The sequence below is a fragment of the Enterococcus sp. AZ126 genome (assembly GCF_051714545.1).
Lineage (GTDB): Bacteria > Bacillota > Bacilli > Lactobacillales > Enterococcaceae > Enterococcus_L.
Genome location: NZ_JBIOSB010000001.1, coordinates 1073566 through 1088402, shown reverse-complemented (window position 1 = coordinate 1088402; position 14837 = coordinate 1073566). Strand labels below are relative to the sequence as shown.

The 14837-nt window shown below is 31.4% G+C and carries 15 protein-coding genes; 13 read left to right on the top strand and 2 right to left on the bottom strand.

Annotated elements, in window-relative coordinates:
- The first annotated feature begins 385 nt into the window (after nucleotides 1-385).
- From IGI43_RS05290 to IGI43_RS05265, 6 genes are read left to right on the top strand one after another with little or no spacing between them, the layout of a single operon-like run.
- The gene (locus IGI43_RS05290) at nucleotides 386-817 is read left to right on the top strand and encodes a DUF1310 family protein (RefSeq protein WP_438756778.1); all 432 of its coding nucleotides are present in this window, start codon (nucleotides 386-388) and stop codon (nucleotides 815-817) included.
- A gap of 12 nt (nucleotides 818-829) precedes the next feature.
- Nucleotides 830-1219 (top strand): hypothetical protein, encoded by a 390-nt coding sequence (locus tag IGI43_RS05285; protein WP_438756777.1) that lies wholly within the window; start codon nucleotides 830-832, stop codon nucleotides 1217-1219.
- A 23-nt stretch (nucleotides 1220-1242) separates the two neighbouring features.
- Nucleotides 1243-1704, top strand: coding sequence for a DUF1310 family protein (locus IGI43_RS05280; RefSeq protein ID WP_438756776.1), 462 nt, complete (start codon nucleotides 1243-1245; stop codon nucleotides 1702-1704).
- Nucleotides 1688-2977, top strand: a complete 1290-nt coding sequence (locus IGI43_RS05275) for a hypothetical protein (RefSeq protein WP_438756775.1) — start codon at nucleotides 1688-1690, stop codon at nucleotides 2975-2977. Before IGI43_RS05280 ends, IGI43_RS05275 begins: the two co-directional genes overlap by 17 nt.
- A gap of 16 nt (nucleotides 2978-2993) precedes the next feature.
- Nucleotides 2994-3299, top strand: a complete 306-nt coding sequence (locus IGI43_RS05270; protein WP_438756774.1) for a hypothetical protein — start codon at nucleotides 2994-2996, stop codon at nucleotides 3297-3299.
- A gap of 13 nt (nucleotides 3300-3312) precedes the next feature.
- A complete protein-coding gene (locus IGI43_RS05265) occupies nucleotides 3313-3588 on the top strand; it encodes a hypothetical protein (RefSeq protein ID WP_438756773.1) in 276 nt (91 codons plus the stop codon).
- Nucleotides 3589-4459: 871 nt separating this feature from the next.
- On the opposite strand, the gene IGI43_RS05260 is transcribed toward IGI43_RS05265, so the two are convergent.
- A complete protein-coding gene (locus tag IGI43_RS05260; protein WP_438756772.1) occupies nucleotides 4460-5038 on the bottom strand; it encodes a hypothetical protein in 579 nt (192 codons plus the stop codon).
- Nucleotides 5039-5633: 595 nt separating this feature from the next.
- Here IGI43_RS05260 and IGI43_RS05255 point away from each other — a divergent pair.
- The 7 genes from IGI43_RS05255 (at nucleotide 5634) to IGI43_RS05225 (ending at nucleotide 13970) form a co-directional block, all read left to right on the top strand.
- Nucleotides 5634-5843: a TIGR04197 family type VII secretion effector gene (locus tag IGI43_RS05255; protein WP_111247331.1), complete on the top strand. Its 210-nt coding sequence runs from the start codon at nucleotides 5634-5636 to the stop codon at nucleotides 5841-5843.
- Between the two features lie 88 nt (nucleotides 5844-5931).
- Complete coding sequence (locus IGI43_RS05250; protein ID WP_167331071.1) at nucleotides 5932-6099, top strand: hypothetical protein; 168 nt, start codon at nucleotides 5932-5934, stop codon at nucleotides 6097-6099.
- Between the two features lie 510 nt (nucleotides 6100-6609).
- Nucleotides 6610-7104, top strand: coding sequence for a hypothetical protein (locus IGI43_RS05245; RefSeq protein ID WP_438756771.1), 495 nt, complete (start codon nucleotides 6610-6612; stop codon nucleotides 7102-7104).
- 439 nt (nucleotides 7105-7543) lie between these two features.
- Nucleotides 7544-10066: an AAA domain-containing protein gene (locus IGI43_RS05240; RefSeq protein ID WP_438756770.1), complete on the top strand. Its 2523-nt coding sequence runs from the start codon at nucleotides 7544-7546 to the stop codon at nucleotides 10064-10066.
- 75 nt (nucleotides 10067-10141) lie between these two features.
- Complete coding sequence (locus tag IGI43_RS05235; protein ID WP_438756769.1) at nucleotides 10142-10534, top strand: (deoxy)nucleoside triphosphate pyrophosphohydrolase; 393 nt, start codon at nucleotides 10142-10144, stop codon at nucleotides 10532-10534.
- Nucleotides 10535-10536: 2 nt separating this feature from the next.
- Entirely contained in the window at nucleotides 10537-13443 is a 2907-nt protein-coding gene (locus IGI43_RS05230; protein WP_438756768.1) for a DEAD/DEAH box helicase, read from the top strand.
- A gap of 104 nt (nucleotides 13444-13547) precedes the next feature.
- On the top strand, nucleotides 13548-13970 hold the full coding sequence (locus IGI43_RS05225) for a cupin domain-containing protein (RefSeq protein WP_438756767.1): 423 nt from the start codon (nucleotides 13548-13550) through the stop codon (nucleotides 13968-13970).
- A gap of 52 nt (nucleotides 13971-14022) precedes the next feature.
- Here the strand turns inward: IGI43_RS05225 and IGI43_RS05220 are convergent, their stop codons facing one another.
- A complete protein-coding gene (locus IGI43_RS05220; RefSeq protein ID WP_438756766.1) occupies nucleotides 14023-14598 on the bottom strand; it encodes a hypothetical protein in 576 nt (191 codons plus the stop codon).
- Between the last annotated feature and the right edge of the window lie 239 nt (nucleotides 14599-14837).

Genomic DNA, 14837 nt, shown 5'->3' with positions numbered 1-14837 from the left:
AGAAAATGTCGATATAGCGCAAATGGAGTATCGTTCATATAAAGAGGGCGACCCAGTTAAAATAAATAATAATGGTACTACAATAGGCTATGTATCAAAAGTAGTGAATGATAAAAAAACAGGAGAACAAGCTTTTATCATCACTGACGGAGATCCGAAAGTCCAAAAACCATCTGAAGTGAATAACGTTACTGTATTACTGTATCAAGGCTCTACAAATCCAGAGAAAATAGGCAGTCAAGCTGGAGAAGTGAAGCGTGATTGGTGGGACAACGACAAATAAATCTAAATAATATTGAGAAACCGAATATTATATTCATTCCGAAAAAACAAATTAAAAGTATGTTATAGTTTACTTATGAAAAATGATTTTGAGGTGTCATAGATGAAAAGTGATAAAAAAGAGAATGAACGAGCACTCTCTGAGGTAAAAAAAATCAAAACAAGGACGTTTTATTCTATTTTAGGACTATTTTTATTGATTGTTATAGGAATCGGAGGAAAAGTGTATATGGATAACAAACGATTCAATGATGAAATGGTGAATGTGGTAAAGAGTGGTCAGGCAAAACAAATAATTGAAGATGAATTAAAAGAATTAGATTCGAAAGCATTAACACCTGAAGGAATCATTAGATCTTATGAAATAGATTATGAGAGTATAGAACACAATCCTATGGGCTCTATTATGTTTGATGTGATTATTAATAATGATAAAGAGTTACTGGTTAGCTATTATTTGAATAAACGAACAGGCGTACTGAAAAATGGTGGATTGGATTTATCAGAAAAATTAAGTGATATGTTAAGAAATTAAGGAGGAATAAATATGCCTAATTTTACAGATGAACAAAGAGTAGAAATTGCAGAAAGAGAATATAAAGATTTAAAAATTAATACGAAAGTAACTATCAATGATGGAAAAACATCAATAGGCTATGTATCAAAAGTAGTAAATAATAAAAAAACTGGAGAACAAGCCTATATTATCACAGATGACGATCCCAAAGTACAAAAACCGTCTGAAGTGAATAACGTAACGGTGCTGTATCAAGGTTCTACAAGCCCAGAGAAAATAGGCAGTCAAGCTGGAGAAGTGAAGCGTGATTGGTGGGACAACAAACAAATCTTAAATAATGTCGAGAAAAGTTATAAAAAAACCGAATACTATATTCGATCCGACCAAACAAATGACAAGTATGTTATAGTTTACTTATGAAAAATGATTTTGAGGTGTTTTAGATGAAAAATGATAAAAAAGAGAAGGAACGAGCACTCTCTGAGGTAAAAAAAATCAAAATAAGGACGTTTTATTCTATTTTAGGAATATGTTTATTGATTGTTATTGTAATAGGAGGAAAAGTGTATATGGATAACAAACGATTTAAAGATGAAATGGTCAATGTGGTGAATAGTGGTCAGGCAAAAAAAGTTTTTGAAGAAGGGTTAAAAAATTTAGATTCGAAAGCATTAACAACAGATGGAATCATTCAATCTTACGAAGTGGATTATAATAGCATTGAACATAATCCGATGGGTGGTATTATGAATAAACTTATTATCAATAAAAATGAAAAGCTCTATGTACGTGTTACTTTGTCAAAGAATTCTAATAACGAATTAGAAGAAAGTGGTGGTGGAGTATCTGAAGATTTAAGAGAATTATTAGACAAGGAGATTAAGGTCGATGGTGAAAACAGATAAAGAAAATGTTGAACTCGCTAAACAAGAGTATGACCAATATGAAGTTGGAGATACTGTTACTATTGGAAAAGGGGACAGTAAAAAAACAATAGGCTACGTATCAAAAGTAGTGAATGATAAAAAAACAGGAGAACAAGCTTTTATCATCACTGACGGAGATCCGAAAGTACAAAAACCGTCTGAAGTGAATAACGTAACGGTGCTGTATCAAGGCTCTACAAGTCCAGAGCAAATAGGCAGTCAAGCTGGAGAAGTGAAGCGGGATTGTTGGGACAACAACAAGCAAATCTTAAATAATATTGAGAAAAGTTACAAGAATCCTAATACTATATTCGATCCGACCAAACAAATGAAATCTTCTGCTAAAACGCTAAATAATGCGATGGACAAATATTCCAATGCTCGCTTTGATGTATATGGTCATTCTCAAGCTTCTTCAAATGCCCAATATGCTTTAGGAGCATTGGATTCAAAAGATAAGTTAAATCGAGTGAATGGTGCATTTCTTTATCAAGGGCCGAATGCGTATTGTATGATGACAGAAAAGCAACGAAAACGAGTAGCTCAGTTAAAAGATCGTATCTTTAATTTCATAGATGAAAAAGATATTGTGCCTATTGGCTATAGACATACAGATTGGAACATTAAATTGTCACATGTAGGAATGCTTATTTTTATTGATTCAAAGAAAAAAGGAATGATTGACCAACATATGTGGGGTGGGTATCAGTTTAAAAATGGAAATTTACAACTAACGAAGGAATCGTTAGTACAATTTCAACAAGCCAAACATGCATATAATATGTTGATTATGCGTGAGCAAGTGAAGAACTTAGAACAATTAAAGAAGAAATTCACGGCAAGTGGTGGGGGGCTGTCGTCTGGTGAACAAATTTATTTAGATGATAGTCAAGCCTTAGCGGTTGTGAGTCATGCTTCCTCAGAATTTAAAACCGCGATGTTATCAGTTGTGATGGTGTATCAAAAAGGCATACAAAACGCAGAAAAATTATGGACAGAAACATTAACAGATGCTCGATCGATTGGGACTGATTTATCTGAAGGAGAAATCAAATCTGCCCTAGCAGAAAGTGGTTGTACAGAACAAAGTATTGTGATAGAACCCGTGAATGAGTATAAAGAAAAGATAAATAAAGCCAAAAAAATGGATGGAAAATTCAATCAATTAGCAAAAGAAATAAGAGGTAAGATTACCGAATTAGTACAACGAGACCAAGAATTAGCAAAACAATTAAAAGGACTTGTGTCGTAAATAATAGGAGAAAAAAATGAAAGCAGAAGAAGAATTATTAAGAGATTATCAAAGAAATAGGGCAGAATTAGAAGAACAAGAAGATACAGTGAAACGATATATGCGAAAAGGACAGGATTACACCCAAGAAATCTTTGTTCAAGTACGTCAGATAATAGGGAAAAGAAGCACTTCTATGGAGTCGATAATGGAAACTCAACGAGAATTACAGCGAAATGAAGACCGTTATTTAGAAGAATTAGGACAGGAGCGCAAAGCGCTTATGCTGCAACTAGAAGAAGTCGAACAATTTTATCGAAAGAAACGTCAAGAATTAACATAATAGGAGGAAAAAGTTGTTGGTAAAAGATGAAAAAGAACGAAAAGAACGAGAAAAAGCGTTCCGAAAAGAGAGTCAACGACTCGCAATAAAAGGGCTTGGAAAAAGTACGAATGAACAAAAAAACAAAGATAAAGAATCAATAAAAACAAAAGGAGAAACCGAACTAAAAGAGGCAGCTGCGATGATAGGGACGACAGGAAGCACGTTTCAAGAGTCGGTAAAAGGACAATTCGGTAAAAAAGTGACAGAAGTGTTTGAGCAACAAAAACAAACAATGGATCATTTTTAAAAAGATGAATCGTTTTATCTTTTTAGAACAGTTGAGATAGATAAAGGAATATTGAATAAACTGGTATCCAATGCTCAAAAAGAATAGGGTATTATGGCTAGTGTTGTTCTATCGATGTTGATTGGAAGACCAGTTTACAAGCTATCGACTATTTTTTTTCAAGAGCTTGATGTTACTTTTGAACTAGATAAACGTGCAATCTATTTACTGATAACATTTGCATGTTTACTTATTTTTAGATCAATCACTATGTTCTACAATAAGCATAAACTTAGAAAAGTATTATTTGGAGTAGGTTACAATGTAACAATTGAGATTGAGAAAGAGAGTATTTCTACATATTACAAGAAGCATAGTATGATTCGATTGATTTTGATAGTTATGATTGCAGTAGGGATAATCTATATAACGATTGTTTATCTGTTTGATTTCATTGTAGTTTTTATTTTAAGTGTACTTATTTTTATATTTATGAATAGAAGTTATCTGTTTCCCTATGGTAGTCGTTTTCGTATAAAAGACTAGGAGATTAGAAGAAATAAGGGTCAATAACTTTATGGTTGTTGACTCTTCGTTTATAAAGGATAGCAATGAAGAATGTATAGAGTAAAATTTAAGTAAAGTTTGTAAAAGATATGTACATATTTATATCTTTTTGTTAGTATATATTTATAGAATAATTATCTCGCAGAGAGGAAGATTATTATGTCAACGATTGTACTTGTAATAGCCCTTCTATCACTTTTTTTAGATAGATTTTTTCCTCAAAAAAATAGTAGTGAGTTACTAAAGTATTATAAATTTGTTTTAATAATCATAGCCATCGTAGAAATATTGAATGGATGGGTGCTATAGCACCCATCCATTATTTTTATTGATTTGAAATGGAAGAAATACGCCAATTTCTAACTCTCACAATAACTCCATGCTTGATTTCACCTTTAATATGATTTGCAATACCTGTTGCTATACTTGCAGATACAGCAAGTAATAATCCTCCTGAAAGTATGCCAATTGCTACGGTTAGTGCCCCGCCTAAAATAGTTGCACCTCCGTAATATCCTCTTAAAAAAGTACCGCTAAGATAAACATCCCATGATCCAGCCCCTTTTTTCGTAACAATCTTTGTAACACCATTTGCTCGTAATATGGGATTGTCAATTTTATATGGACTTAAATCATATCCAAGATACTCTAAAAAATTAGCCATTTGATTATCATTAACATAGATTGTGTCATTAACTTTTTTGATTCCGATACTATCTGCATAGGCCAATGCTTCTGTAATGAATTCGCTATCATTTAACTTTTCAAGCACAATTTCATTCACTTCACTAGTAGGTTTTTCTTCTTGAATCTGGGACGCATAAACAGACGAACCACCAATCATTAAAGGGGTGCTAACCATAACCAACGTAGAAAATAAACAAACCAACTTTTTACTTTCCATAATATCATTTCCTTTCTTTTTGTTATAAAAATAATACCATAAGGTTGTTTTATTTTCAAATGTTTTTCTTACTGTTTTTTCATTTTTATTTAATGTAGGTTTAGCTAAATTGATAATGGACAATAACTAAATAGGTTAAACTGTTTATAATTAGGAAATATGTTAGGTATGTTGATAACAGAAAGGTAACTCTGGATAATAAAAAAAATACTCAATAAATCTTTGGATGAAAATATAGAAAAAAAAACTTCCCAACAGAGAGACTAGAATACCTTAAAAAAATGAATATCTAAGGAATTTTAGAGATGTGTTGGGGTTGATTAATGAACAAAAAAAATAAGAAGCAATCGTCAAAATAGGAAGTTTGAAAAATAAAATTTCAAGATTACTTATTTTTTATATACGATTTAAAACTAAAAATGTAACTTGTACTAGATTGATCGATGTATTTTATAATTTCCTTTTAAGTAAGCAAACAAAACATTTGAGAATTATATATTTATATTGAGTTGTTTACGAATTACAATTAAGTATATATACTATTATAAAAACTAAGTAGTCAGACGTTTACTTTTTAATCATAGGAGGAAAAAGGATGCCAAAGGATATAAACAGTAATGCCGCAGTAGCACAAGCTGTCGCTACTTCTATAGCATCATCCGTGAGCTTCCTAAATCAAGGGACAACGATCACAAAAGATACCCAAACGACTGTTGCAGGCAATAGCAATGCGCAGCTGATGGAATCGTTTGGGTTACTGGTACTTGGCATAATAGTTTATTGTGTCAACAATAAATTTAAATGATTATTATAAAAAAAATTAGGTAGTATTGTCAATATACTCTTTAAGGCAAATGGTTAGTAAAAATACAAATTTTGTTGGAGGAACGATTATGGCAAATGTGAAATATATTGGAAACGATACTAAGAAATCAGAAAAAGGAAAGATCCATACTAGAAACGGAAATCATACAGCATGTGGTGCTCGGATAGATGACAACCCACAAGATTGGGTAACAACAACACAATCTGTTACTTGTGAAAAAAAAGGATGTAAGTAATCACAAAAATATTACCTTTTAGAGAAAATACTATAATTTACTAACTTAATACTTATAGAGTGATTGACAGTACTACTTAATTTTTTTTGTACGATAACAGTTCTCAGAAGTAGACGCTTAGGAAACAAATAGACCATTTGGATAAACGCTGACAAAACAGCGCTTTTTCTGCATAATGAGTGCATTCTTAGATAGGGGGATTAAATAGAATTTAACAAGGAGTTTGATTGTTTTGCATTTAGCCTATCTTCGTATTTCTGAAGCTGATTAAAATTTCGTAAGATAAGAAGTAGCTCTTCAGGAATGGCAAAAAATAATCAAACCCCAAAGGCTATTGGATTATTTCTTTATGTTTTATGATGTTGTTTTTATTATTTCTATTGAATAATCATCTATCAATAAATACAGGGAATACAAAATATATTAAAAGAGATAATCGTTGAATAGTCATTGATAGACATATTTGTCGCATTTAGAGAATATTTTCGAGATAAGGGGTGAGAAGCTAAAATGTGGAAACGATATGTTGCTGTATATAATGGTAAAGCAGGAGAAAAGAGTCTATTTTTGGATACAGTAACAAAAAAATTAGTAGTAGTTGAAATTGAGACGACTTCTTATAAATCGACTATATTTTTAGGATTTTTAGGAGTGACTATTTACTATGTATTTGGACATGTACTTTTTAAGTCTTCTTTAAGTCCTTTTGCTTTAATGGCACTAATTTTATTTATTGGTGGTTTTGGTGGTACTTTCTTTAATTTGTTAATAAATAAGATTGCTAATAGTGATAAAAATAAGCTGAATTATTTAACTAACATTAGCGAAGATGAACTAAAAGCGTTTCTTGTTAAAGGAAGAAAACAAATGAGGAAGAATTTTCTACTGATTATTTTTCTTTTTGTTATGGTAGTACTCTCGTTGCTTCCAATTTATTTTAAGGAATATTCGCTATTGTTGCTTCTTGCTTCAATTTTTTTCACTACACTGTTCATTTTTTTATAGGTGTTGTTTCACCAGTTAAGAGGATAACGGCTTATAGATGTATTGAGAAAAATGAAGTATTAGATAATAAAGTATAAAGTAATATATCCTTGTGCATCATAATAATTCTATTATCAAATGACTTTCATTGTAAATCCTGTATAAAATTATTGATCAATGGCTGAGTACTAAACAGTGAGCACAAGTAAAAAAATTAGTAGTATCTTTGGATAGACTATTTAGAAAAGTTTTTCTAGATAGTCTATTTTAATATATAAATTACTAGTTAAAGGATTGATATTAAAGTTTTAATTGAACAATTAAAAATATTATCTTTGTTGTTAGTAGTAAGTAAAAATTGTTATATCTTAGAAAAGTGAAATAATTCGTGACTTTTACGAAATAAATAATATACTGGTTATAAAGGTTTTTTTAAATTTACATATAAAGAAAATTAGGAGTGTTTAAGATAGAAAAAGAAGAGTATAAAAAAAGAATAGTTTACACAAATGCAATGAAGGATTTAAAAGAATATTTTTTCAAGATATCTTCTTATAAAGCAAAAGATGAAGAGGATAAGGTAAAGTATGATCCAAATAATTTTTATGCTAATAAAACAAGAGGAATTGATTTTAACAATACAGAAAGTGCACTTTACTCATATCTTAATGGGAAAAATGAAGAAAGGGTAAATGAACAAGTAAAAATCTATCCGTTTGGATTAAACGAAAGTCAACTTTCAGCAATTAACATGAGTTTTTCAAATCAGATTAGTGTAATCCAAGGCCCTCCAGGTACAGGAAAAACTCAAACAATTCTAAATATTGTAGCAAATGCCATTATGAACGAAGAGACTGTAGCTGTAGTTTCACCAAATAATGCAGCGACAAAAAACGTATACGATAAGCTAAACAAGAATGGATATGAATTTTGTGTTGCAGAATTAGGTAATAAAAAAAATAGAGAAAATTTTTTTAATAAAGAAATTGAGGTACCTTTAGTATGTAAAGAATGGAAAATCGAACTGTCTCAGTATGAAGAGACTAAGCAATTATTAAAACAAGATACTGAAAATTTAGAAAAATTGCTGGAAACTAAAAATAAAATAGCTCAATTAGAGCAACAATTAAGAGAATGGAAGCAAGAGAAAAAGTATTTTGATAGTTATTTTTCTAGCAGTGAGCTTCAATATTTTGAAATTAACACTAGCTTAAAAAGACTTTCGATAAACTCATTTTCGGAAAGTAAGCAATTAGAGTTACTTACAGAAATGACTTTTTTAGATGCAAAACAGATAAGGTTTTTTAAAAAGTTGAAATACTTTTTTAAATATGGAATTTACAAATTTGATTCTTTTACAAATAACGAAAAGTTAAAAGAGTTACTTTCAAACTTAGAAAAAGATTACTATACAAATAAAATTACGAATATTCAATATGAAATCACACAATTAGAGCTATTTTTGAGTAAGAATAGTTATAAAAAAATGTTAGAAGAAGTTCAAAGAAAATCAGAATTACTTTTTAAAGCGAAATTATCAGAAAAATACTCGGCAATAGTAAAACAAAAATATAATTTAAATGACTTTAAAACTAAATATGTGAGTTTCTCCAATGAATATCCTGTTACTCTGAGTACCTGTGATGCAATTAATGACTGTATAGCTGAGGGATTTTATTTTGATTATGTGATAATTGATGAAGCTTCAATGGGAAGTATAATTCCAAGTATTTATCCATTTAGCGTAGCAAAAAATATAATAGTTGTTGGAGATCAAAAACAATTAAAGAACATTACTTTTTCAGAGGAAGAAATGAATGAGCAAATTGTTGTAGAACCAGAATATGATTACTTTAAACAGAATATACTCTCATCTCTCGAATTAGTATATGGTCAAAAATTGCCTACTACTTTATTAAAAGAACATTACCGATGCCACCCAATGATTATAAATTTTTGTAATAAACAATTTTATGATGATGAATTGGTTATTATGACAGATGATACAGTAGTCAAAAAGCCACTTGTTTTAGTAGAAACGTCAGATGGAAATCATATGAAATTTGACTTTGATAAAAAAGTTTTTAATCAAAGGGAGATCGATTCAGCTTTATCAGATGAAATCAGAAATCTTGTCCCAGAACTTACAGAGTTAAAAACATTGGGGTATGCTACTCCTTTTAGGCGTCAAGCAGATAAAGCCATTCACACAATAAAAATAAGACAACAAGATATAGAAGCTGACACAGTGCATAAGTTTCAAGGTAGAGAGTGTGAAGGCATTTTTTTCTCCACAGTTCTTGATAATAAAGGGAGTAAGAAACATTATGAATTTGTAGAATTGGATTCATTGGTTAATGTTGCTGTGTCTAGAGCTGAGAAATTATTCGTCTTAAATAGTTCTGTTAAAGAATTTAAAAAGAAAAATGGAACAATTGCTAGCTTAATTAGGTATATTGAATACCATGGAGATTATAGTTTAAATAGTAAAAGTTCAGTCCGTTCAATATTTGATTTACTGACAAGTGATTTTAAAGAAGAACTTAGAAAAAAGGAATTAACTTTTAGAAAAAAACATTCAAAATATGCGTCTGAAAATTTAATGATGGATTTAATTGATACGATACTGCAAGATGAAGCTTTTAGTGACTTTGTGTGTAAACCTGAATATGAAATTCGTAAATTAACTAGAGACTTTTCTGTGTTGTCGATAGAAGAGCAGAAGTATGTAAAGAATGGTGCTCGATTAGATTTTGTTTTTTACTATAAATCAGGTAATGAGCCTATATCTGCAGTTGAAGTTGATGGTCACAAGTATCATTGTATGCCCAAACAAAAAGAAAAAGATGAAAGTAAAGATTCGATCTTAAAGAAATTAGGTATAGATATAAAAAGATTTTCAACAAACGGAAGTGAAGAAGAAAAAGAATTGCGTGTATTTTTAACGAATATTTTACTTAGTCAAAATAGTAACATTCATTAATTCAGTATAAATTTATCTTTAATAAAGAATCAGGTATAATGTTACCACAAACTAATTTATGTAAGGATAGATAATGTGAAAAAACAAATTAAAGTAGTCGGAGCCGTAATAGAAAAAAATGGAAAAATCCTCTGCGCCCAAAGAGGTCAAGATAAATCCTTAGCAGGTTTATGGGAATTCCCAGGAGGAAAAATCGAACAAAATGAAACTCCTCAACAAGCGTTGGAACGTGAAATCAAAGAAGAACTTCTATGCGAGGTTTCAATCAAAAATAAAATCATCACAGCAAGTTATGAATACGATTTTGGCATAGTCGAATTAACAACATTCTTCTGTGAATTAATAGAGGGCGAACCAAAACTAACAGAACACGAAAGTATCAAATGGTTACCAATTTCCGAATTAAGCACTTTAGAGTGGGCACCAGCTGACATCCCAACAATTGATGCCTTAGTAAAAGGAGCATAAACATGAATCCTCTTCTAGAGAATTTTCAATCAGCACTTGAACATAGCTTTATTGATCAATCAAAAGAGTCAAACGAACTTTACAAAGCAAAGCTACTTGTAAATCCTGACGAAATGGGCAGAATGGTTCTAAATGATTTAGTAGACGAACTAGCAACATGTACAGAATTTTTCTTTGCAGTAGCGTTTATCACTGAAAGTGGCTTGTTAGCAATTAAAACAGTGCTTTCTGATTTAGCTAAAAAAAATATTCGTGGAAGAATCATTACCTCAAATTATCTCTATTTTAATTCGCCAAAAATGTTCAAAGAACTTTTAAAGCTAAAAAACGTAGATGTCCGAATTACAGAAATGGATGGTTTTCATGCAAAAGGTTATTCATTTAAACATGATGACTATGAAACCATGATTATAGGGAGTTCCAATCTAACCATCAAAGCATTAAAAGTAAATTGTGAATGGAACTTAAAGCTAAATTCATTTTCAAATGGTGACCTAATTCAAGCAATGAAACAGAATTTTGAGTATATGTGGGAAGCTTCAAAGTCCTTATCTAATTCTTGGATTACAAAATATCAAATGGGCTACAAACCAATTTTAAACGTGCAAAAAGTTGATACAATGGAAGACCCATCAACGCAAATAGATCCTAAGTTCATAGTAGATGAAGTTGAGTACGCAACGAAACAGATTACGCCAAACGAGATGCAAAAGAAAGCCCTAATAGAAATTCAAAAAATGCGTGACTTAGAAAAACCAAAAGCAATGGTAGTTTCTGCAACAGGAACAGGGAAAACGTATCTATCAGCGTTCGATGTTAAGGCATATCAACCAGAGAAATTTCTTTTTATCGTTCATCAAGAACAAATCTTAAAAAAAGCGAAAGATCAGTTCATCAAAATACTAGGAGAAGATGAAGAGAAATTTGGTATCTTATCTGGTAACAGTAAAATCACCAATGAAAAATATATATTCGCGACAATCCAAACATTATCAAAAGATGAAACTTTAAAAGAATTTGCCAAAGATACATTCGATTACATTCTAATCGATGAAGTTCATCATGCAGGAGCGAAAACCTATCAAAAAGTAATCGACTATTTTGAACCCGATTTTCTTCTAGGAATGACAGCGACACCAGAAAGAACAGACGGATATAATATCTACGAAATGTTCGATTACAATGTAGCCTATGAAATTAGGTTACAAGAGGCATTAAAAGAAAATATGCTGTGCCCGTTTCACTATTTTGGTATTACGGATATACAAGTTGATGGAAAAACAATTGATGATAAATCCTCTTTTAATCAACTAGTTAGTGACAAGCGAATCAATTATATAATAGAAAAAATCGATTATTACGGTCATTGCGGTGATAAAGTTCGTGGACTTATCTTTTGCGGAACGAAAAAAGAAGCGCATGAACTAGAAAAACTATTTAATAATCGTGGATTCCATACTAAAGCGTTAACTGGTGATCACAAGATTGACGAACGTGATCGAGTAATTGCTCAATTAGAAGCTGGAAAACTTGATTACATTATCACAGTTGATATTTTCAATGAAGGAATTGATATTCCAAGCGTCAATCAAGTTGTAATGTTACGAAAAACAGAATCTAGTATAATTTTCACACAACAATTAGGTCGTGGATTAAGAAAAGCCAAGAATAAGGACTTTGTGACAATCATCGATTTTATTGGTAACTATGACAATAACTATTTGATTCCAATCGCTTTAACAGAAGACAATTCCTTGAACAAGAATAATCTACGCAAAAAAACGATGGCAACAAAGTATCTTCAAGGAATGTCGACAATTATGTTTGACGAAATTACTAAAAATAGAATTTTCCAATCAATTGAATCAACTAAATTGAACAATGCAAAAAATTATCGAGAAGCCTATCAAAATTTGAAAAATCGATTAGGTCGTATACCAAAATTAATTGATTTTATTAAACAACAATCAGTTGATCCAGTGATTATTACGAAATATAAGGGAAATTATCCTGCGTTTTTAAATTGGGTAAATGAAGAAACTCCGGCATTAAACAGTCAGGAAATAAAAATTTTAACTTTTTTATCCAATGAACTTTTGAATGGTGAAAGGAATCATGAGTTACTACTTTTATTAATGTTAATCGATAAGGAAAAAGTATCAACTGAAAATTATCAATCGTATTTAAAAGAGCAAGGTTATGTTTATGATGAACAAACAATAAAATCTGTAGAACGTATTTTATCGTTAGACTTCTTTACTCAAAACGAACGAGAAAAATATGGTAATACTGCAATTGTAATTTGTTCTAATGATACATTTTCTCTAGAAAAATCATTTCAAAAGAGTCTTCAGCAAAATCAATGGTTTGCTGAATGTGTAGAAGATATTATTAAGACATCTTTTGAACGTAGTAAACGTTATGTATTAAGTGAACCATTAACATACAATGAGGTTTACGGACGTAAAGATGTTTGTCGTTTGCTGAATTGGGAAAATAACGAAACGGGCACGATGTATGGTTATCGAATCAAATACAATACTTGTCCAATTTTCGTAAATTACCATAAGGATGATACAATCTCAAACGATGTAAAATATGAAGACGAATTAATCGATCAACATACATTATTATGGTATACACGCCCTAAATTAAACTTTTCTAGTAAAGAAGTTGTAGAAATCATGAACTACAGCGAAACAAATTTAGCTATTCATGTTTTCGTCCAAAAAGAATCTGGTGGAGATCCTGAGTTTATTTATCTAGGAAGAGCTTTTCCAAAACTAGAAACAGCAAAAGAATTAGTCAAACAAGATAAGAATGGAAAAGACACAAATATCGTAAGTATGGAAATGGCGTTAGAAAAAGCTGTTCCATTAGAAACTTATGATTTTATCAAACAAAAATAAATCTTAGAGGGTGTGACATGTTCTCATCCTCTTAATAATATACGCAATTTAACTAGATAATAACAACATATTTAAATTATTCCCACTGAAAGGACTGAATCATAATGCTAAAAAACCTCATAGAAATAATGACAACAAACGACTCCATTTTCGCCAAAAAAGAAGACGGAACAAACGTAAATTACTACATCTTTCCAGAATTCGAAATCCATCTAAACTCAGTCCCAGGAAATACCACCCAAGGATGGCATACCCACCAGAGCATTGAAGAAATACTAGTAATAACCGCTGGACAAATCAGAGTTGAAACAATAGTCGACGGTAAAAAATCCCATAAAGATTGTCAAAAAGGTGATGTAATTCGCATGAATAACAGTCTACACAGAATCCTAAATCTTCAAAATACCGAAGCAATATTTACCGTATTCAGATTTGTTCCTAAAGGAATGGATAACCGAGAAATAATAAAAAATGATAAAAAAGAATATAGCGACAGTGAAGTAGCAACTATTTTAAATAGAGAGTAAAGCAACATTCAGAGGATGGATCATCTCCATCCTCTTTTATAACATACGCAATCTACTCCAAATCCATTTTCTTCCCCTCAAATCCAGTCGCAACCTTCTCAGCCCTAACCATCTCCATCACCAATTCATCCCCCAACTCAATCAACCGATTATAATCCTCATAAAAAGCATGAAACATCTGCGCCCGAGCATAATACTCCTTCACAATCCGTTTCTTATTAATCGGCCCAGACCGAAACTGAAAAAAATGATCCAAAATCGCCAAAGGCTCCTGCCAAGAAGCCATCTTTTCCATAAAATCCCGTAACTCAATAATATCCTGATACGTAACCGCCTTTAAATTCTGTCCTTGTTTATCCATTCTCCTGATCTCCTTCAAATAAGGCGGAGAAAAGCCGATAAGCGCCAAACGAAACCCAAGCCCAAATCCAACTTCTCCCACCAATTTTTTCACTGAATTTCTGGCTTCAGCGACTCTTCCATATGCACATTGACGAGGCAAACCTATAACCAGCGCTACAAAAGACGTTTCAAGCCTTGCAGTATTCATAACGCCTTCCTCCAGAGTAAAACAAAAAACGATACCGAACCTGTCAATATCGTCATCAATCAGCCAAACCAACCCCACAATTCACTCCTAAACCACCCTTATTCCCAAGAAATTAACAAAACCAACTAGAATTTCAAAAGAAAATTAGGTACAATAAAGAAGCTAGTGCTTCGGTGCTAGCAAATTGGCAACTTGTATAGATTGGCTCTTAACTTTCTATGCAAGGCTTCATCGTTCGGTTGCCGCCAAACGGTGAAGTGCCTTTTTGTTTTATCCAGTTTTTCATCGATTCTTAAAACGTCCCTCCCTTCAAACGT